The organism is Clostridium acidisoli DSM 12555, from assembly GCF_900176305.1.
GTDB lineage: Bacteria > Bacillota > Clostridia > Clostridiales > Clostridiaceae > Clostridium_I > Clostridium_I acidisoli.
This window is the reverse complement of sequence record NZ_FWXH01000011.1, coordinates 1-19,301: the sequence shown is the minus strand read 5'-3', so window position 1 is coordinate 19,301 and position 19,301 is coordinate 1. Positions and strand designations below refer to the sequence as shown.

21 protein-coding genes are annotated in these 19,301 nt (G+C 30.5%); 16 read left to right on the top strand and 5 right to left on the bottom strand.

Features of this window, described 5'->3' with window-relative positions:
- Positions 1-43: 43 nt before the first annotated feature.
- Positions 44-619, bottom strand: a complete 576-nt coding sequence (locus B8978_RS12905; RefSeq protein WP_084116459.1) for a nitroreductase family protein — start codon at positions 617-619, stop codon at positions 44-46.
- Between the two features lie 255 nt (positions 620-874).
- On the opposite strand from B8978_RS12905, the gene B8978_RS12900 reads away from it, so the two are divergent.
- The 4 genes from B8978_RS12900 to B8978_RS12885 all read left to right on the top strand — a co-directional run bounded on the left by B8978_RS12900 (position 875) and on the right by B8978_RS12885 (position 3,157).
- Positions 875-1,462: a TetR/AcrR family transcriptional regulator gene (locus B8978_RS12900; protein WP_084116458.1), complete on the top strand. Its 588-nt coding sequence runs from the start codon at positions 875-877 to the stop codon at positions 1,460-1,462.
- Between the two features lie 176 nt (positions 1,463-1,638).
- A complete protein-coding gene (locus tag B8978_RS12895) occupies positions 1,639-2,139 on the top strand; it encodes a gamma carbonic anhydrase family protein (RefSeq protein WP_084116457.1) in 501 nt (166 codons plus the stop codon).
- Positions 2,140-2,218: 79 nt separating this feature from the next.
- A complete protein-coding gene (locus B8978_RS12890; RefSeq protein ID WP_423236724.1) occupies positions 2,219-2,707 on the top strand; it encodes a GAF domain-containing protein in 489 nt (162 codons plus the stop codon).
- A 27-nt stretch (positions 2,708-2,734) separates the two neighbouring features.
- Positions 2,735-3,157, top strand: a complete 423-nt coding sequence (locus B8978_RS12885) for a YaaR family protein (RefSeq protein WP_084116455.1) — start codon at positions 2,735-2,737, stop codon at positions 3,155-3,157.
- A 291-nt stretch (positions 3,158-3,448) separates the two neighbouring features.
- On the opposite strand, the gene B8978_RS12880 is transcribed toward B8978_RS12885, so the two are convergent.
- Entirely contained in the window at positions 3,449-5,359 is a 1,911-nt protein-coding gene (locus tag B8978_RS12880) for an NAD(+) synthase (RefSeq protein ID WP_084116454.1), read from the bottom strand.
- Positions 5,360-5,770: 411 nt separating this feature from the next.
- Here B8978_RS12880 and B8978_RS12875 point away from each other — a divergent pair, with 411 nt between their 5' ends.
- From B8978_RS12875 to B8978_RS12865, 3 genes are all read left to right on the top strand, one after another.
- Positions 5,771-6,706 (top strand): SPFH domain-containing protein, encoded by a 936-nt coding sequence (locus B8978_RS12875; protein ID WP_084116453.1) that lies wholly within the window; start codon positions 5,771-5,773, stop codon positions 6,704-6,706.
- A 90-nt stretch (positions 6,707-6,796) separates the two neighbouring features.
- On the top strand, positions 6,797-7,981 hold the full coding sequence (gene fabV, locus B8978_RS12870) for an enoyl-ACP reductase FabV (protein ID WP_084116452.1): 1,185 nt from the start codon (positions 6,797-6,799) through the stop codon (positions 7,979-7,981).
- Positions 7,982-7,995: 14 nt separating this feature from the next.
- Positions 7,996-9,243, top strand: coding sequence for a glycosyltransferase family 4 protein (locus B8978_RS12865; RefSeq protein WP_084116451.1), 1,248 nt, complete (start codon positions 7,996-7,998; stop codon positions 9,241-9,243).
- Between the two features lie 36 nt (positions 9,244-9,279).
- Here B8978_RS12865 and B8978_RS12860 read toward each other — a convergent pair whose 3' ends face one another.
- Entirely contained in the window at positions 9,280-9,855 is a 576-nt protein-coding gene (locus tag B8978_RS12860) for a flavin reductase family protein (protein WP_084116450.1), read from the bottom strand.
- Between the two features lie 161 nt (positions 9,856-10,016).
- On the opposite strand from B8978_RS12860, the gene B8978_RS12855 reads away from it, so the two are divergent.
- The 6 genes from B8978_RS12855 to B8978_RS12830 all read left to right on the top strand — a co-directional run bounded on the left by B8978_RS12855 (position 10,017) and on the right by B8978_RS12830 (position 15,388).
- Positions 10,017-11,207, top strand: a complete 1,191-nt coding sequence (locus tag B8978_RS12855; protein WP_084116449.1) for a YibE/F family protein — start codon at positions 10,017-10,019, stop codon at positions 11,205-11,207.
- An 85-nt stretch (positions 11,208-11,292) separates the two neighbouring features.
- Positions 11,293-11,727, top strand: a complete 435-nt coding sequence (locus tag B8978_RS12850) for an RrF2 family transcriptional regulator (protein ID WP_084116448.1) — start codon at positions 11,293-11,295, stop codon at positions 11,725-11,727.
- A gap of 18 nt (positions 11,728-11,745) precedes the next feature.
- Positions 11,746-12,675 carry a cysteine synthase A gene (gene cysK / locus B8978_RS12845; protein WP_084116447.1) on the top strand — a complete coding sequence of 310 codons (930 nt, stop codon included), beginning with the start codon at positions 11,746-11,748 and terminating at the stop codon, positions 12,673-12,675.
- Between the two features lie 116 nt (positions 12,676-12,791).
- A complete protein-coding gene (gene nifS, locus B8978_RS12840) occupies positions 12,792-13,943 on the top strand; it encodes a cysteine desulfurase NifS (RefSeq protein ID WP_084116446.1) in 1,152 nt (383 codons plus the stop codon).
- A 12-nt stretch (positions 13,944-13,955) separates the two neighbouring features.
- Positions 13,956-15,032, top strand: coding sequence for a tRNA 2-thiouridine(34) synthase MnmA (mnmA, locus tag B8978_RS12835; RefSeq protein WP_084116445.1), 1,077 nt, complete (start codon positions 13,956-13,958; stop codon positions 15,030-15,032).
- Between the two features lie 191 nt (positions 15,033-15,223).
- Entirely contained in the window at positions 15,224-15,388 is a 165-nt protein-coding gene (locus tag B8978_RS12830) for a zinc-ribbon domain-containing protein (RefSeq protein WP_084116444.1), read from the top strand.
- 38 nt (positions 15,389-15,426) lie between these two features.
- Here B8978_RS12830 and B8978_RS12825 read toward each other — a convergent pair whose 3' ends face one another.
- Positions 15,427-16,152: a polysaccharide deacetylase family protein gene (locus tag B8978_RS12825; RefSeq protein WP_423236722.1), complete on the bottom strand. Its 726-nt coding sequence runs from the start codon at positions 16,150-16,152 to the stop codon at positions 15,427-15,429.
- Positions 16,153-16,366: 214 nt separating this feature from the next.
- On the opposite strand from B8978_RS12825, the gene B8978_RS12820 reads away from it, so the two are divergent.
- Together B8978_RS12820 and B8978_RS12815 are read left to right on the top strand one after the other, a co-directional pair.
- Positions 16,367-17,047 (top strand): response regulator transcription factor, encoded by a 681-nt coding sequence (locus B8978_RS12820; RefSeq protein WP_084116443.1) that lies wholly within the window; start codon positions 16,367-16,369, stop codon positions 17,045-17,047.
- On the top strand, positions 17,044-18,564 hold the full coding sequence (locus B8978_RS12815; RefSeq protein WP_084116442.1) for a sensor histidine kinase: 1,521 nt from the start codon (positions 17,044-17,046) through the stop codon (positions 18,562-18,564). The genes B8978_RS12820 and B8978_RS12815 overlap by 4 nt, the downstream gene beginning before the upstream one ends.
- Positions 18,565-18,670: 106 nt before the next feature.
- Here the strand turns inward: B8978_RS12815 and B8978_RS12810 are convergent, their stop codons facing one another.
- The gene (locus B8978_RS12810; protein WP_084116441.1) at positions 18,671-19,000 is read right to left on the bottom strand and encodes a hypothetical protein; all 330 of its coding nucleotides are present in this window, start codon (positions 18,998-19,000) and stop codon (positions 18,671-18,673) included.
- A gap of 74 nt (positions 19,001-19,074) precedes the next feature.
- Here B8978_RS12810 and B8978_RS12805 point away from each other — a divergent pair.
- Positions 19,075-19,301, top strand: a 227-nt coding sequence (locus B8978_RS12805) for a transposase (protein WP_084116440.1), incomplete at its 3' end; no start/stop codon positions are given.

Below are 19,301 nucleotides of genomic sequence, written 5' to 3'. Positions count from 1 at the left end.
AAATTTACAATAGTTGTAAAGGCCAAATTTAACGTCATTTAAGCTAGCTAATATAGTTTACAACATCCATACTTCTTTTTAGAGCAATCTGTTCTGTTTCTTTTCCCTTATAGCCCAAAGCTACTCCATAAGAGGGCTGATAGCCTTCAGGTATTCCCAATTTGATAGCCTCTTCCTTCTGACTAAATAACAATCCCACTATTCCTAGCCAAACAGATCCAATATTCATACTCTCTGCAGCAATAAGCATATTCTGTGTTGCAGCCGCACAATCTTCACTGCCAAAATTACTAGTAGCATCTTTTCTGCAGGATACTATAATCAATGTAGGTGCATTATAGGTTGGCTCAAAGTTAGGATTTGAAGCGGCCTTTTCAGCTGCTTCTATACCGGACTTTGACATTAAATCTTTTGATTTTTTATTAATATACTGAAGCATTTCTTTACTTTGTATAATAGTAAAATGCCATGGCTGATTATTTGATGCAGTTGGAGCGTAAACTCCAGCTTCAATTATCAAATCTAATTCAGCTTGACTTATTTGCTCTTGTTTATAAAATCTAACACTCCGTCTGCTTTTTATTACCTTTAATACTTCATTCGTTTCTATTGATTTCATAAAATATACCTCCGGTTAATAAATAATTGTTGCTCAAGCATAAAACTTCATGAGATGTCCACAGTATCTCTTATAGTTTGAAGTTATAATATTGTTTGCTTACACAACATGTGTTGTCAAAATAGCAGCTGCATGTTATGATGATAATATAGATAACAAAACAATTCAACCAACAAAATCTCAGTTCTGTTAGTTAACCTAACAGAAAAATAAAAATGATGGAAATATGTTTAGTTAGACAAGGAGGGATGTAAAATGACAGTTCAAACTAAAAAAATTGATCCAAGAGCTGCCAGAACTCGTGTTTTGATACAAGAAGCATTTCTTTCATTAGCAAGTGAAAAAATTTTTGAATCAATAACAGTTAAAGATATAGCAGAGAGAGCTTCTATAAACAGAGCAACCTTTTATGCTCATTTTAATGATAAATATGCTCTCCTAGATAACTTGCTTTCAGAAGCCTTCAGTTCAACTATATCTAGTACACTTCAACCTAATATACAGTTAAATAAAGATACATTAAATGTTGTAATAATCGCTTTATGCAATTATCATGAGGATATAAATAATCACTGCAATAAAGTTTATAAATCAATTTCTTCTTTTATGGATAATAATATACAGGATAAACTTCAAGAACTTATAGCTATAATGCTAACTAACACTGCTAGCTTTGGTATCATTGAGCAAGAGAAGCTAAAATTATTAGCCATAATGATCAGTAATTCATTATATGGTGCCACTAGCTACTGGTATAGCAAAGGGAAAATTATTACTGTTTCAGAACTATCGGAAGATATACTTACTTTTGTAATGCCTGGTATTAAAATGTTCATTTCATAGGAATCGTAAATGAACATTTTAAATTAATTTAAGCTTATTTTAATGTTTAATAAAGGAACAAAGATAAGGGGCTGTTGCATTAAGATAGAAGAAATTATTGAATAATAGTATAATCTTATTATAGATATAAGTGAGAAACATAAAACGTTGTTATATATGAAAGGTAGATGATAAATTTGATATATAAATTTCGTGGAAGTGAGCCTAAAATAGATAGTAAGGCCTTTATTGCAAAGGACGCAGATATTATTGGACAGGTTTTTATAGAAAAAGAATGTAGTGTCTGGTTTGGAGCTGTAATAAGAGGTGATGTTAACAAGATATATATTGGTGAAGGTAGTAATGTTCAAGATAATTGTGTTTTGCATGTAAGTCAGTATGAAAACCAAATAAAAATAGGAAAGTATGTAACTGTTGGTCACGGGTCCATATTACATGGCTGTAAGATTGGAGATAATTCACTTATAGGTATGGGAAGTACAATACTTGATAATGCAGAAATAGGTGAAGGTACTCTTATAGGTGCAGGAAGCCTTGTTACTGAAAATAAAAAAATACCATCTGGAGTACTTTGTATGGGAAGACCTGCAAAAGTTATCAGAAATCTTACTGAAGAAGAAAAACAAGAAATAAAAGAAAGTGCAAAACATTATATAGAGATAAGTAAGGAATATTAATAATGCCACTAAGTATTGTCCTCTATAGAATATTTGTGATAGTATGTTGTTAAAGAAAATTTTAATAATAATGAGGTAAATTATGGCTGAAAATAACTTTAAAAGCGAAAATGTAATTGATAATTATGATACTATGCTACTTATGTTAAAAGGACAAATAAGCGATGAGGAAAATTTAATAGCTAATTTGAGCAATGCCTCTGCAATAATAAAAGCAATGGTAGATGATATAAATTGGGCTGGATTTTATTTGACTTATAGAGATGAGCTAGTATTAGGACCATTTCAAGGACGACCAGCTTGCAACAGAATAAAATTAGGCAAAGGTGTTTGTGGAACTGCAGCTGAAAGTAAAAAGGTTATGAGGATTGAAAATGTACATGACTTTGAAGGACATATAGCCTGCGATAGTGCTAGTAATTCTGAAATTGTAGTGCCTATAATAGTTAATGGAAATTTAAAAGGAGTATTAGATATTGACAGTCCTACTGTAGGCAGGTTTAAGGAGTTAGAAGAAGAGTACTTTAGAAAATTTGTTGATATCTTGTTGCAATGTAATTGGGAATAACCGATAATGATTTGAGAGGTGGAATTTATGGAGATATCTAGGCTGAGTAATAGTTCGCCAGTTACAAGGGAAAAAAAGCAAAATGCTATAAAGAAGGACTTCTCTCAAAGTTTTAATTTTGCTAGAGAACAAAAATCCGATGAGCAGTTAAAACAAATGCAGGATAAAATTAAAAAAAGAGGTAATAGACTTTCAATAACTAAATGTTACGCAGATGTTAAGGCATATAAAAGTATGATAAAAGAATACCTTACATCAGTTTTGCAAAACATGTATTCAGTTAAAAAGGATGTAAGCTTTTGGCAGACTCAATATTTTATAACAGTTGATGTAATTGATAATAAGCTTGACGAACTTACAAAAATGCTATTAAGTGATGAAAAGGAAAAGATAAATGTAGCCGCAACAATAGATGAAATTTCAGGGCTAATTGTGGATATATATAAATAATAAGATTAGTCATAGTAGTTATAAATTGCGAAGTAACTGAAGTATATTATACTTGATTTTTTTCACCGAAGGTCGTGGTGTTCAATGCATAAGTATTTATTACAATATTAACCATAATATTAACACCGCAGGCTACGCGTAAAAACACAACCTGCGGTTAAAATACATATTTGAGTTATCTTTAAATACTAAGATGTATAAATTAATTTTACTACTTTTCTCACGTATAAGATAAAAATTCTTTAGTCAATACTTCGCAATCTCTTAATGCAATGAATATAAACTTCATTTCTAGATCCAAGAATTAAAAGAAGCATCAGATGGCATTCTCCAGTCACCCCTTGGAGAAAGGCTTACAGAACCAACCTTTGGACCATCAGGTAATGCTGAACGCTTAAACTGTTGCATGAAAAATCTTTTAATAAATTTGTCTAGCCATTTTGAAATGGTTTCATCGCTATACACACCTTTAAAAGCTATTTTTGAGAGATACAGTATTTTTTCTTTTTTAGCACCATGTCTCATAAAGTAATAGAGAAAGAAATCATGAAGTTCATATGGGCCAACTAAATCTTCTGTTTTTTGAGCTATGTTCCCTTCTTTATCTTTTGGTAAAAGTTCGGGACTAATTGGTGTATTTAGTATGTCAATTAAAGTTTCAGAGGTGACTTTATCTGCCTCTTTATCAGCAACGTATTTAACTAGATATTTAACTAAGGTTTTCGGTATAGAACAATTTACTGAGTACATAGACATATGATCCCCATTGTATGTACACCAACCTAGTGCAAGCTCAGATAAATCGCCAGTTCCCACTAGAAGACCACCTTCTTTATTTGCTATATCCATAAGTATCTGAGTTCTTTCTCTTGCTTGAACATTTTCGTAAGTAACATCATGTTTATCTACTGGATGACCAATGTCCTTAAAATGTTGAAGACAGGCATTAACAATGTTAATCTCACGCAAATCAGTGGACAAATTTTTACAAAGACTTATGGCATTTGTATATGTTCTATCCGTAGTTCCAAAACCAGGCATAGTTACGGTTATGATATTTTTTCTAGGTATATTTAAAAGATCAAATGTTTTTATTATAACTAGAAGAGCTAGAGTTGAATCGAGACCTCCAGAAATACCGATAACTGCTTTTTTTAAACCAGTGTGCTCAAATCTTTTTGCAAGAGCTGAAGATTGAATGTTAAAAATCTCCTTACATCTATAATCTCTTTCAGCCTTGTTTGAAGGAACAAAAGGATGTTTATCAATTTCCACATTAAATTCTCCAATGTTAACATCATTAAAATGGAAATTTATAAATCTTGTCTTATAAGGACACAATTTTGTGTTATCTCTAAAACTTATATTTTTTGATCGTTCATTATCTAATTTATCAAGATCTATAATAGTTGTAATAACATCATTTTCTCTTTGAAATCTTTCATTTTCATATCTTATTGATCCATTTTCAGCAATTAACAGGTGACCACTGAAAAGCAAATCTGTGGAGGACTCACTAACTCCAGCTGATGAATATACATAGGAAGATATACATCTAGCACTTTGATTTGAAACTAAAGCTTTTCTGTAATCAGCTTTGCTTACAGTCTCGTTTGAAGCTGAAAGATTACCAATTACATTAGCACCAGATAAACTTAAATAAGAACTTGGTGGGATTGTAACCCATAAATCTTCACAAATTTCAATTCCAACTTTAAATTTTCCAGCTTTAAAAATTAAATCAGTACCAAAAGGTATTTCTTTTTGAAAATACAAATCTATGGTCTTATCTACCATACCAATACCTTCAGTAAACCATCTCTTTTCATAAAACTCTGAATAATTAGGCAAGAAGCTTTTTGGAACAATACCAAGTATTTTTCCATTAAATATTATATATGCACAATTGTATAAACTATAATTTTCTAATAAAGGAGCACCTAATGCAATTAATATATCTTTGTTTTCCGAGAAGTGACAAAGGGATTCTAAGGCAATATAAGCTTTTTCTATTAATATTTGTTGATGAAATAAATCAGAACATGTGTAAGATGTGATTGAAAGTTCAGGAAAAACTATAAATTTTGAACTTTCATTTAAAGCAGCATCTATGCACTTTTCTATATTAATTAAGTTGAAATCTATATCGGCTACTTTAGTTTTTGGACATGCTGCTGATACTTTTATAAATGAGTCTATCATATTTTTCACTCCAGTTCTTTATATATGTTAATATTAATATACATTTGTAATAGGTAGATGAATAATAGTTATACATTGCGAAGCAAAAACTAAAGAATTTTATCATAGCTAAAGCTAGATAAAAAGATTAAAGAAAGCCTCTGGCAATCTTTCACCTTTTTATTCACGTAGTAGAGTAAAAATCTTTAACAGGGTACTTCGCAATTTCTTTATATTACGTAACAAATCCATCTTTATAATAGATTAGCATAAAGTGCTTATTATATTCAACAAAGAGTTATAAATAAACTTAAACTTGCATTCAGGTGGGGGATTTTACGGTTAGCTTTGAATATAAATAGATTCATAGAAAAAAATAGGAAATTATGATAAAATAAGATAAAATCTAAAAATAAATAAGGAGTGAGTTGTATGGGAATAATAGTATTAATTGTTGTTATAGTTGTAGTATTAATTTTTATAGTCTCCAGCATAAGGGTTGTAAGCACAGGATATCTTTTTGTTGTTGAAAGGTTTGGTGAATATAGGAAAACTCTTGAACCAGGTTGGCATTTTATTATCCCTTTTGTAGACTATGTTAGAAGAAGGGTATCAATGAAAATTGCATATATTGATATTGAACCTCAGTCTGTTATTACGTTAGATAATGTAAAGATATCAATAGATAATGTATGTTCGTACGTTGTAAAGAATTCAAGAGATGCAGTTTATAATATCGAGAATTTTAAAGCAGGTATTGTGTATACTGCAACTATTCAAATGAGAAATGCAGTAGGATCAATGACTCTAGATGAGATATTATCAAAAAGACATGAAATTAATAAAGAAATATTAAAAAATGTTGAAGAAGTAACATCAAAATTTGGAATAGAAATATTATCAGTTGAAATCAAAAACATAATACCACCTGAAGACATTAGAATTAGTATGGAAACTCAGATGAAGGCAGAAAGAGAAAAAAGGGCAAAAATATTACAAGCAGAGGGAGAAAGACAAAGTGCTATTACTAAAGCAGAAGGAGAAAAGCAGGCAGTAATACTTCAAGCCGAAGCTGATAAGCAATCTAATATTAGAAGAGCAGAAGGTTTAAAGGAATCACAATTACTTGAAGCTGAAGGTAAAGCAAAGGCAATTGAAGCAATAGCAGAAGCAGAGTCAAAGGCTATATTAAAGGTTAATAAAGCTATTTTAGAATCTGGAACAAATGAAACTGTTATAGCATTAAAACAAGTTGATGCACTAAAGGAAATGGCTAAAAATCCAGCTAATAAGCTTATACTTCCAAATGAAACACTTTCTTCATTAGGCAGCATTGCGGCTATAGGTGAAATGTTAAATAAAAAGTAAAAGTATAGATTTTTAGTTAAAATTGCGAAGTGGATTTTTCTACTTTCGCAATTTTTCACTATTAATATTCTTATTTAAGAGGTGATGAAAATGTTGATTAAGCCGAAATTTAGAGATTTTATTTGTGTGACTGCTCATCCAGAAGGGTGTAAAAAAAATGTTGACATGCAGATAGAATATATAAAAGAAAACAAGGTGAGTAGTAAATTTAAAAGGATACTTATAATAGGAGCATCCACAGGGTATGGATTATCATCAAGGATAGTGTCAACGTTTGGTTGGGGCGCAAGTACTATTGGCGTCATTTTTGATAGACAAGGCACTGATAGTAAAACAGGCACAGCTGGATGGTACAACACAGCCGCATTTGAAAAAAGTGCTATAAAAGATAAGCATTATGCAAAAACCATAAATGGAGATGCCTTTTCAAATAAAATTAAAGAAAAGACAATTGAACTTATAAAAAAAGATCTTAAAAAAGTTGATCTTGTCATTTATAGTATTGCTTCACCAAGAAGAAAACATCCAATAACTGGAGAAGTATCTTATTCTGTACTTAAACCTATTGGAGAGCCGTTTAAAAATAAATCTGTAGATTTTCATACATTTGAAGTGTTTGATACTGAGATTGGACCTGCTACTAAAGATGAAATACAACAAACCATTAATGTTATGGGTGGAGAGGATTGGAGTATTTGGATAGATCAACTTCTTAAAGCAGATGTTCTTGAACAAGGGGCATGCACAATTGCGTATTCTTATATTGGACCAGAAATAACATACCCTATATATAGAAGTGGAACCATTGGAGTGGCAAAAGAAGATCTGGAAAATTCATCTTTGGATATAAATTTGAAGTTAAAGCAAATTGGTGGAAATGCTTATATCTCTGTAAATAAGGCATTAGTAACACAATCAAGTTCAGCAATACCTGTAGTTCCACTTTATATATCATTACTTGATAAAGTAATGAAAGAAAAGGGACTAGACGAAGACGCAACTAAGCAGATACATAGATTGTTTTCACAATTTGATGAGGGCAAGATGAATATAGATAGTAGCGGCAGAATAAGAATAGATGACAGAGAAATGAGAGAAGATGTTCAAAAAGAAATTAAAAAATTATGGCAGGAAGTAACAACGGACAATGTTGAAAAAATTACTAATATTAATGTATTCAGAGAGGATTTTTTTAAGCTATTTGGATTTGGTTATGATGATGTTGATTACGAAAAAGAAACATGCGCAAAGGTAGAAATTTTTAATTTACTTTAAAGGGGTGTTTTATTATGAGAATAGTAATGCTTTCGTGGGAATATCCACCTAAAAATATAGGGGGATTGTCTAATCATGTGTACAATTTGTGTAGATCATTAACACTAATAGGAAACGAAGTACATGTGATAACGTGTGAAGATGGTACGGCACCAGTTGAAGAAAATGACAAGGGAGTTTTTGTGCACAGAATAACTCCCTATAGAATAGAAACTGAGGATTTTACAAAGTGGGTAATGCAGCTTAATTTTTCAATGATAGAAGAATGTATTAGAATTATAAGAAAGTTAGGTAAAATAGACATTATTCATGCACATGATTGGCTTTCAGCATATGCTGCAAAAGCTATGAAATGGTCATTTAATGTACCTATGGTATCTACTATTCATGCCACAGAGCAGGGAAGAAATAATGGAATAAGAACAGACATGCAACAATATATATCCTCAACTGAATGGCTTTTAAGTTATGAATCTTGGAAAATTATTGCATGCAGTAACTATATGAAAAATCAAATTGTTAGTACCTTTAATGTTTCAGAAGAAAAGGTATGGGTAATTCCGAACGGTGTCAATGCAAAGGCTTATGATTTTGATTTTAATCTTTCTTCATTTAGAAGGCAATATGCATTGGATGATGAAAAAATAATATTTTTTATTGGAAGGCATGTTTTTGAAAAAGGAATACAGTTACTAATAGATGCAGCGCCACAAATAATATCTAGGTATGAAAAAGCAAAATTTGTTATAGCAGGACAAGGTCCTATGACTGAAGAATTAAAGGCTAAAACTAAAGAAATGGGTCTTAGAAATAAAATTCAATTTGTAGGGTATATGGATGACTATGATAAAAACAGATTGTATAAAGTTGCAAATGTAGCTGTATTTCCATCGCTATATGAACCTTTTGGAATAGTGGCATTAGAAGCTATGGCGGCAGGATGTCCTGTAGTAGTTTCTGATACAGGTGGTCTAGGAGAAATTGTACAACATAAATATACGGGGATGAAGATGCTTAATGGTTTAGTGCAAAGTCTTACTGACAATGTAGTAGAGCTGTTAAAGGATGATGAACTTTCAAGTTATGTTATCAGTAATGCACAAAGGTTAGTTGAAGACAAGTTTACATGGGGTGAAATTGCAAAATTAACGGTGAAGATGTACGAAATGACTAAAAAAGAAGCAGAAGATACTGACTGGGATGTTGACAAAAGAATATTTCAAGAAAAAAAGACTACAGAAGACGAAGATAAGCAAATATAAGAGAGATTCTTCTGGTTATTACAGAAGAATCTTTGGTTAGCTTTTTTTATGTTTTTTTACTGAAAATCCAAATTTACCTATAGAGTGTTTAATCATTGGATAATATTCACCATGGCAGTAATGAATAAGATTACCATTTTCAAAATGAATTTTTCCATTTTTATCTATTAGGTTTTCATCAACATGTACTTGTACAATCTCAGCTAAAAACAAGTGGTGAGTTCCAAGCGGTGTTATACTTTTAACCTTACATTCTAAGGAAATGGGGCAATCCTCAATTATGGGGCAATCTATTACAGAACTAGGTGATAGAGTAAAACCCATCTCTTTTATTTTATCTACGGTTTTTCCTGATTTTACACCGCAGAAATCAACCTTTTTTGTTAGTGCTTCTGAAGGCAGGTTAACTACAAATTCCATGGTATCTTTTATATAATCATAGGATAGTCTTTGTGGTCTAACTGCAATAGTTAACATTGGAGGTTTTGTGCATGCAGTTCCAGCCCAAGCAACAGTGAAGACGTTTATATTACCTTGCGAATTTTTGGAAGTGACTAAAACTACAGGAACTGGGTTTAACATTGCTCCGCCTTTAAATTGTACTTTACTCATTTAAATCTCTCCTTAATGGTTAATAAGACAAATATTATTATAGTTCAAATTCATATATAAATACAATACGTGCACTAAACAAGTCTGTATAGTTAACTTAATATGAATTATTTTAATATGTATTGATTAATTTGTTTTGCTACCGTACTATTATTAAGGGGATGTATTTTACAGAGGTGAAGAACGTGAATAAAAAAAAGAAAGAAATTATTATTACAGCAGTGGTTTTAATATTAATAGTCCTAGCTTTTAGTCTTAAAGGTTTTATCAATAGCAATGATGAAAGCCAACCCATTCATGGTAAAATAATATCGGAAGGAACCAATTCAAGTTCTAGCAAAACTAAAAATGGAATTAGTCACGGTAAAGTAAAGGTTAAGATTACTTCAGGAGATCATAAAGGCGAAATTTTGACTTTGGATAATCTTATTAACGACAAAACATATCGTGAGACAACCGCAAATAAAGGAGATAACGTTCTTGTTAATATAACTGAAAATGCAAATGGTACTGTTAAGTCAGCATACATATATGAACTCGATAGATATGAATATTTATATTTATTAATATTAGTATTTATAGTGCTACTAGGCGTTGTTGGTGGTATAAAAGGATTGAAGTCCGTATTGGCATTGTTTTTAACAGGAGTAGTTATACTTAAAATATTAATTCCACTTATAATAGCAGGTTTTAATCCAACTAGTACCTCAATAATATTATGTATTGGTATCAGTATTATAAACTTACTTATAATCGGAGGCAAAAATAAAAAAACATTAGCGGCTATAATAGGAACAATTGGTGGAGTTTTAATAGCAGCAATCATAGGAATATATGTTAGCAGTAAATTGAACCTTACAGGACTTACTGATGAAGAAATACAAATGACAATTTACATAGCTCAAAATGCACAGTTTAATTTCAGAGGACTTATGTTTGCAGGAATTTTAATGGGAGCTTTAGGTGCGGTAATGGATGTTAGTATTTCAATTGCATCATCTATAAATGAAGTAGAAGAAAATAATCCAAGCAGCACTATAGGGGAACTTATTAAATCAGGAATGAATATAGGTAGAGATATAATGGGAACAATGGCTAACACTTTAATACTTGCTTATGCAGGAGGTTCTATGTATCTCATAATGTTAGTTTATTCATATAATCTGCCAATGTATAGGGTTTTAGATCAAGATGCAATTGCATCTGCGGTGTTAAATTCAATTGCAGGTAGTATTGGACTAATATTTACAATACCCATAACTGCTGTTGTGGCAGCAGTTCTTTTTAAGAGAAATGTTAAAAAGGATGATTATGGGCATAATGTAGAAGAAAAGACAATTCAAGAAAATTAAAATAAAAAATCATTGACAAATAAAGATAATAATAATATAATCTTAGTAAACAGATAGAATTACTAAGTAATTAAGAGGTGAGCAAATGAAAATTTCCACAAAAGGTAGATATGGATTGAAGGCTATGATAGATTTGGCTTTAAATTCTGTAAATGACAGTGTTACTCTAAAAAGCATAAGCGAAAGACAAAATATATCAGAAGGATACTTAGAGCAAATTTTTGCTTCACTTAGAAAAAAGGGTATCATTCAAGGTAAAAAAGGATCTCAAGGTGGATATATTTTAGGAAATTCCGCAAGTGATATTTATGTTGGCGATATTCTAAGAGCATTAGAGGGTGACTTAAGTGTAGTTGACGCAGATGAAAATAGTGAAGACAGAATGGATCAATGTGTTAATTATAATGTTTGGAATAAAATCAATAAAAGTATAAACGATATTGTGGACTCTATTACCTTAGAAGATTTAGTAATGAAGTATAACACTCTTGCAAATGATGTTTTCATGTATTATATTTAAAGATGATGAGGTGGTTTTATGTCAAAAATATATAAAAATGTTACAGAGTTAATCGGTAACACTCCATTAGTTGAACTTTCTAAATATGAAGAAATTGAAAAATTAGAAGCTAAGATACTTGCAAAGGTAGAATATTTTAATCCAGCAGGAAGTGTAAAGGACAGAATTGGTCTTGCTATGATTGAAGATGCAGAAAAAAAGGGATTAATAAACAAAGATACAGTTATAATTGAACCAACAAGCGGTAATACAGGAGTAGGTCTTGCACTTGTAGCTGTAGCTAAAGGATATAAACTTATTCTTACAATGCCTGAAACAATGAGTATTGAAAGAAGAAAACTTTTAAAGGCTTATGGTGCAGAATTAGTATTAACTCCTGGACCAGATGGAATGAAAGGTGCTATACAAAAAGCTGAAGAGTTAGCTGAAGAGCACAAAAATGCATTTATTCCACAACAATTTAAAAATCCATCCAATCCTGCGTATCATGAAAAAACTACAGCAGAAGAAATTTGGAATGATACTGATGGAAATGTAGATGTGTTCATTGCAGGTGTTGGTACTGGTGGTACACTTACAGGTGTAGCAAAGGTATTGAAAGAAAGAAATCCTAAAGTGAAGATAATTGCTGTAGAGCCAAGTGATTCACCAGTTTTAGAAGGTGGAAAACCGGGACCACACAAACTTCAAGGTATAGGAGCAGGTTTTGTGCCAGACGTTCTAAAAATGGATTTAGTTGATGAAATAGTACCTGTAAAAAATGAAGATGCTTTTGAAGTGACTAAGAAACTAGCAAGAGTGGAAGGTTTATTAGTTGGAATTTCATCAGGAGCAGCAACTTATGCGGCAATACAGATTGCAAAAAGACCAGAATTTAAAGGTAAAAACATAGTTGTAATACTTCCTGATACAGGTCAGAGATATCTATCAACACCAGTTTTTGATTAAAATAAAGTTTAAATAATATTGCTTCTTTAAAAGAAGCAGGGTATAGTATAATTACGGCACAAATTTTATTTGTGCCGTAATTATTTATTTTAGTAGAAGAAAAAGGTAGTGAAAACATGAATGAAAATAAAAAAATTATATATTTAGATTATTCTGCTACAACACCAATAGACAAAGAAGTTCTTGATGAAATGCAACCTTATTTCTCTGAGTTTTATGGTAACCCTTCATCAGTGTCAGAATTTTCTAAAGAAGTAAAAATGGCAATAGATGTAGCAAGAGGAAAAGTATCAGAAGCTATAAATTGTAAAAGAGAAGAAGTGTTTTTTACAAGTGGCGGAACTGAAAGTGATAATTGGGCACTTATTGGTACAGCTATTGCTAAAAGAGAAAAAGGTAATCATATAATAACTTCAACAATAGAACATCCTGCAATATTAAATACATGTAGGTACCTAGAAAAACTTGGATTTAAGATAACATATGCCCCGGTTGACAAGTATGGTATAGTAAATTTAGAATATATAAAAAGAGCTATTACGACTAAAACAATTTTAGTTTCTGTTATGTTTGCAAATAATGAAATTGGAAGTATTGAGCCTATAAGAGAGATAGGAGAAATCTGTAAAAACAACAACATAGTATTTCATACAGATGCAGTTCAAGCTATTGGTCATGTTCCAGTTGATGTGGAAGAACTGAAAATTGATATGTTATCTATGTCAGCACATAAATTTTATGGACCAAAGGGAATTGGTGTATTGTATATAAAAAAGGGCATAAAAATAGATAACTATCTTCATGGTGGAGAACAAGAGAGAGCAAAGAGAGCAGGTACGGAAAATACAGCTGCAATTGTAGGACTTGGAAAGGCAATTGAAAAATCAAATTTGGATATGCCTAATGAAAATATAAGATTAATAGGACTTAGGGACAGATTTATACAAGAGGTTTTAAAGATTAAGGACACTGAACTTAATGGTGATATGAATAATAGATTACCTGGTAATGTAAACATATGTTTTAATGGTGTAGAAGCAGAAACTTTGCTTATGGCACTAGATTTGCGTGGTATTTGTGCTTCAGTTGGCAGCGCATGTTCAGCAGGTTCACTTGAGCCATCTCATGTTCTTATGTCATTAGGACTAAGCGAAAAAAAGGCAAAAAGCTCTATACGATTTAGTTTTGGTAAATGGACTACTGAAGAAGAGATTAATTATACAATAACAATGCTAAAAGATATAATAAATAATATTAAAGAGGGTTAAAAAGGTGAACTTATGAATAAAAAAGTAGTGGTTGGAATGAGCGGTGGAGTTGACAGTTCTGTAACAGCTTATCTTTTAAAAGAACAAGGATATGATGTTATTGGAATAACAATGCAAGTATGGCCTGAGGATGAACAATTTGAAGAGCGAGAAGGTGGATGTTGTTCGCTTTCTTCAGTAGAAGATGCTAGGAGAGTTGCGTACAAACTTGATATACCATTTTATGTGATGAACTTTAAAGATGTATTTAAGGAAAAAGTAATAGAACCATTTATAGATGAGTATTTAATGGGGCAGACACCAAATCCTTGTATAGCATGCAATAAATTTATAAAGTTTGATGCATTTTTAAAAAAGGCAAAAACACTAGGTGCAGATTATATTGCAACAGGTCATTATGCTAATATCTATGAAGAGAATGGCAGATATTTATTAAAAAGATCTAGAGATGATAAAAAGGACCAGACGTATGTTTTGTATAATATGACACAACATCAATTGAAACATATTCTAATGCCTTGTGGAGATTATAATAAAGATAGAATAAGGGAAATAGCAAAAGAAATAGGGTTAAATGTTCATAATAAAAAGGATAGCGAAGAAATTTGCTTTATACCGGATAATGATCATGGATCATATATAAAAAGGGAAAGGCCTGAAAATGTTAAACCAGGAAATTTTGTTGATAGTAGAGGAAATGTTCTTGGAAAGCATAAGGGAGTGGTTTATTATACAATTGGACAAAGAAAAGGGCTTGGTATAGCACTTGGAAAACCAGTATTTGTTAAGGATATAATACCTGATAGAAATGAAGTTGTTTTAGGTAGTGAAGAAGACATATTTAAAAATCAACTTATTGCAGGAAATTTGAATTTTATTCCATTTGATAAGTTTAACGAACCTTTAAAAGTTTTATCTAAAATAAGATATTCAGCAAAAGCTACAGAAGCCACTATTTATCCATATGGAGATGATAAAGTAAAAGTTGTATTTGACAATCAAGTTAGAGCTATAACCAAAGGTCAATCTGTAGTTTTTTATGATGACGATCTGTTGATTGGTGGGGGAATCATAGAGGAAATATTGTAGATTTTTAAAATATTATAGAAAAATCAATGTACTAGAATAAATTATTTTTTTCTTGTGTTATATATGCATGTATGCTACAATTAAACTGTAATCGAGAGATTTAATATCACTAAACGAACATTCTCCTTTATTAGGAAGTGTACTTTATGATTTGTTAGATCCCTAATTCTGAAGAAGGAGGTATGTTTGATATGGCAGATAGAACAATTGTATGTAAAGACTGTGGTAAAGAATTCGTATTCACTGAAGGTGAACAAGAATTTTACAAAGAAAAAGGATTTGAAAACGATCCTGTAAGATGTCCTGAATGTAGAAAAGCAAGAAAATCTCAAAACAACAGAGGTTTTAGAAGATAGTTAATTAGTTTTAAGATAGCTACTGATTTATTCAGTAGCTATTTTCTTAATTTATAATAGTATTCAGGTGTTGAATCTGTTAATGGCTTTATTTTATAGCCTGAAGATCTGTAATACTCAACTATTCTAGGTAATGCCTTTATGGTATTTGTATTGTTTGAATTACAATGCATAAGTAGAATTATTTTAGAATCACAAGATCTACATTTCGTTGCGTTTTTTATTAAAGCATCCACTGAAAGATTTGGATTAACTCCATCTTCTAAACTTGAATTCCAGTCATAAATTTTTAAATTGTTTTTATGGATTTTTTCTAGAGAATTTTTATTTAGATGTTTACAACTACCTCCTGGAAATCTAATTATTTTTGGAGAATATCCAATAATATCAAAAATCTTTTTTTGATCTAAAAGCATCTCATTTATGAATATATCGTCACTTTTATAAATTTTTTTAAAATCATGTGAATAGGTATGAAGCCCAATGCTATGACCTTCATCATAGATTCTTTTAAGCACGTCTTCTCTTCCATCGACTTCTTTTCCAACTATAAAAAAGGTAGCTTTAACATTACATTTTTTTAAGGTATCAAGTAGACTATTAGTTATAACACTAGGACCATCGTCAAAAGTCAGATATACAATCTTTTCATTTGAATCTTGTGAAGAGGGTTCTGCATAGCAAGTAGAATAGGAAAAAATACTAAAACTTACTGCTATAAATAAAATGTATAGGTCTTTTTTTAGTTTGAACATGTTTGACATTGTTTCATCTTCCTTTTTATTATTTAAGTCATTTTAAATAAATTATAATTAAATTCGGAATTTCTTTATATTGTGAATAAAATTATTTAATAAGTATAGTATTAACATAGATAAATTAAATATGTATTAACTAACAAAGTGTAGTTAACTTGAAACACTTTATTGTGATATAATGGTAGCAATTAGAATCCTAAAGAGTTAAGGAGAACCGATTATGGAAGAAAGTATTTTAGTTGTAGAAGATGAAGAAAGGATGAGAGATTTAATTGAAGCTTATCTTAGAAAGGAAAAATTCTCTACATTAATGGCAAAAAACGGTTTGGAAGCAATTAAGATTTTTGATACCAATAAGGTAAGTTTAGTAATTTTAGATATAATGATGCCGTTTATGGATGGTTTTGATGTTTGTAAATACATAAGAAGAAATTCAGATGTGCCAGTAATAATATTGACAGCAAGAAGTGAAGAAGACGATAAATTACTTGGATATGAAATAGGTGCGGATGATTATATAACCAAACCTTTTAGTCCTAAAGTATTAATGGCTAAAGTAAAAGCCTTATTAAAAAGATATTATCCAGATCAAACTCATAATGGTCCTAAAACAAATTTGGATGGATTAATAATAGATGAGTTGAGTCATGAAGTTTTAATAGATGATAAAGAAATATATTTGTCACCTAAAGAATATGATTTGTTGTTATATCTTGCTAGAAATAAAGGTATAGCTTTAAGTAGGGATAAAATTCTTGATGGTGTATGGGGGATGGATTATTTTGGGGACGCAAGAACTGTAGATACACATGTTAAAAGATTACGAGAGAAACTTCTTAATAAGGCATATCTGATAGCAACAATAAGAGGAAGTGGTTATAAGTTAGAGGTAAAAAAATGAATATAAAAAAAATAAACAGAATAAATAAAAGTATACCTATGAAGATTCTTTTAATAAGTTTAATATTTTTTATGATATTTACTACATGTATATTAGTGTTTGAAACTTTATTCTTCCAAAAATTTTATACTAGTTGGAAGATGAACACGCTTGAAAAAAATGCACAAAATTTTGAAAGTGATTACAATAAGGCTACAAATGATGAAGCAGTCTCTAAATTAATTGTAGATTTTCAAGATAGTAACAATAGTAGGATTGGTATTTTAGATAAAAATGGTTATTTAAAATTTGCTTCTAGTAACGACTTAAGAGAGCAATCGTTAAATGAAAGAATCATTAGAAATGCATTGAATGAGCTGTTAGCTACACCCGGTGCTTTTGTAGATTTGAAAAGAAGTGGGAAAATAAAGACATATATATTTAAAAATGAAATGTTAGATATGAAAACATCTGATATGAAAACCATAGTAAGTGTATTACCAAACCAAAAGAAAAATGAAATGATTTTTGTAGTTTCTTCATTGCAACCAGTAAATGAGGCATCTGTGGTTATACAAAAAATATTTATATATGTTTATATAGTGGCGTTTATTATTACAATATTATTATCAATAATATATTCAAATATGATAGCAAAGCCATTAATAAAGTTAAATAAAACTGCCAGTAAAATGTCAAATTTTGATTTTACAGAACAGTATGTAGTTAATAGTCAGGATGAGATAGGTAGTCTTGGAGCAACTCTAAATTTTTTATCAGAGAATCTAGATGGTGCTCTAAAGTCCTTAAAATCGGCAAACTTAAAATTAAAAAGTGATATTGAGAAGGAAAGAAATGTTGAAAAAATGAGACGAGAGTTTGTAGGTGGAATTTCTCATGAACTTAAAACTCCAATAAGTTTAATAGAGGGTTATGCAGAAGGAATTAAAGATGATGTGTTTGAAGAAGATGATAAAAATTATTATCTTGATGTAATTATAGATGAAGCAAAAAAAATGGGGATTCTTGTATCTGATATGTTAGACTTAGCCCAACTTGAAAATGGAAACTTTAAGCTTAAAAGTGAAGAATTTTATATTGATAAGCTTATAAATGTAACTGTAAAAAAATATTATAATATTTTTAATAACAAAAAAATTGATGTTCAATTAAATTTAGCTAAGGACACACTTGTGTTTGGAGACACAATGAGAATAGAGCAAGTACTCACAAATTTTATAACAAATGCAATTAGGCATACAAATGAAAATGGAACCATAGAAGTTTCAATGAAAAAGGAAGTAGATAGGGCATATGTGTTTGTTAAAAATTCTGGGAAAAATATTGAAGAAGAAAATTTAATTAAGATATGGGATAAGTTTTTTAAAATCGACAAGTCAAGAAATAGAGAATTAGGTGGTACTGGACTTGGACTTGCAATAAGTAAAAATATTTTAATGCTTCATAAAAGTGATTTTGGAGTAAAGAATTACGAAGAAGGAGTGTATTTCTATTTTTCGTTAGACATAATAAAGTGAAACTTGCACTCAGATGGACAAAACAAGAGGGAGAGGTATATTGAAAAGTTGAGACTAAACCTTTTAACTCCTTACTTTGAAAAAGTTCTGTGTACAATAAAATTCATTATGGACCTCCACCCCAACTATAGCCTAAATATTTATCTCCATACAAATGTAGATAAATTAAATTTCCAATCTTGTAATAATTTGGAACTGTAGAATAAACTCTTTTTCCGGTAAGTTTATCTAATGTTCCAGAAATTTCAATCATAGGCTTATCTTTTAAAGTTAATATATGACCATTAGTGGTATAACGCACGCCATTGATATAAAGTCTATTTGGATTGCCATATACATTGAAAGTTCCATAAATAATTCTATTTAGTAATGGCACACAGAAGGCAACAATTATTAATATTATAACGAGCTTAACACATAGTTTTTTTGCTTTCATTCTGACCCCATAACAGTCTTCGACAGTTTCTAACGAGCATGGTAATATAAGAATATACGATGGAGGTTAGAAATATGGCTAGAAGAAAGTTTACACTAGAAGATAAAATTAAGATTGTTGATGAGTTGAATAATGGTTTAACTCATGCTCAAGTCTGTAAGAAATATGAATTGACATCATCCACTCTATGTACCTTTAAGAATCAACTTGGTGTAATTAATGCTACAGAGCCTAAAGATTATAAATCAAGTATTAAAGAAAAAGCATTGGAAGATGAAAACCGAAAACTTAAAGAACTAAT

What these genes read in the sequence shown, in the direction of transcription:
- B8978_RS12905 (WP_084116459.1), bottom strand. Translation starts at nt 619, where the DNA reads ATGAAATCAATAGAAACGAATGAAGTATTAAAGGTAATAAAAAGCAGA.
- B8978_RS12900 (WP_084116458.1), top strand. Translation starts at nt 875, where the DNA reads ATGACAGTTCAAACTAAAAAAATTGATCCAAGAGCTGCCAGAACTCGT.
- B8978_RS12885 (WP_084116455.1), top strand. Translation starts at nt 2,735, where the DNA reads ATGGAGATATCTAGGCTGAGTAATAGTTCGCCAGTTACAAGGGAAAAA.
- B8978_RS12880 (WP_084116454.1), bottom strand. Translation starts at nt 5,359, where the DNA reads ATGATAGACTCATTTATAAAAGTATCAGCAGCATGTCCAAAAACTAAA.
- B8978_RS12875 (WP_084116453.1), top strand. Translation starts at nt 5,771, where the DNA reads ATGGGAATAATAGTATTAATTGTTGTTATAGTTGTAGTATTAATTTTT.
- fabV (WP_084116452.1), top strand. Translation starts at nt 6,797, where the DNA reads ATGTTGATTAAGCCGAAATTTAGAGATTTTATTTGTGTGACTGCTCAT.
- B8978_RS12865 (WP_084116451.1), top strand. Translation starts at nt 7,996, where the DNA reads ATGAGAATAGTAATGCTTTCGTGGGAATATCCACCTAAAAATATAGGG.
- B8978_RS12860 (WP_084116450.1), bottom strand. Translation starts at nt 9,855, where the DNA reads ATGAGTAAAGTACAATTTAAAGGCGGAGCAATGTTAAACCCAGTTCCT.
- B8978_RS12855 (WP_084116449.1), top strand. Translation starts at nt 10,017, where the DNA reads ATGTATTTTACAGAGGTGAAGAACGTGAATAAAAAAAAGAAAGAAATT.
- B8978_RS12850 (WP_084116448.1), top strand. Translation starts at nt 11,293, where the DNA reads ATGAAAATTTCCACAAAAGGTAGATATGGATTGAAGGCTATGATAGAT.
- cysK (WP_084116447.1), top strand. Translation starts at nt 11,746, where the DNA reads ATGTCAAAAATATATAAAAATGTTACAGAGTTAATCGGTAACACTCCA.
- nifS (WP_084116446.1), top strand. Translation starts at nt 12,792, where the DNA reads ATGAATGAAAATAAAAAAATTATATATTTAGATTATTCTGCTACAACA.
- mnmA (WP_084116445.1), top strand. Translation starts at nt 13,956, where the DNA reads ATGAATAAAAAAGTAGTGGTTGGAATGAGCGGTGGAGTTGACAGTTCT.
- B8978_RS12830 (WP_084116444.1), top strand. Translation starts at nt 15,224, where the DNA reads ATGGCAGATAGAACAATTGTATGTAAAGACTGTGGTAAAGAATTCGTA.
- B8978_RS12825 (WP_423236722.1), bottom strand. Translation starts at nt 16,152, where the DNA reads ATGTCAAACATGTTCAAACTAAAAAAAGACCTATACATTTTATTTATA.
- B8978_RS12820 (WP_084116443.1), top strand. Translation starts at nt 16,367, where the DNA reads ATGGAAGAAAGTATTTTAGTTGTAGAAGATGAAGAAAGGATGAGAGAT.
- B8978_RS12815 (WP_084116442.1), top strand. Translation starts at nt 17,044, where the DNA reads ATGAATATAAAAAAAATAAACAGAATAAATAAAAGTATACCTATGAAG.
- B8978_RS12810 (WP_084116441.1), bottom strand. Translation starts at nt 19,000, where the DNA reads ATGAAAGCAAAAAAACTATGTGTTAAGCTCGTTATAATATTAATAATT.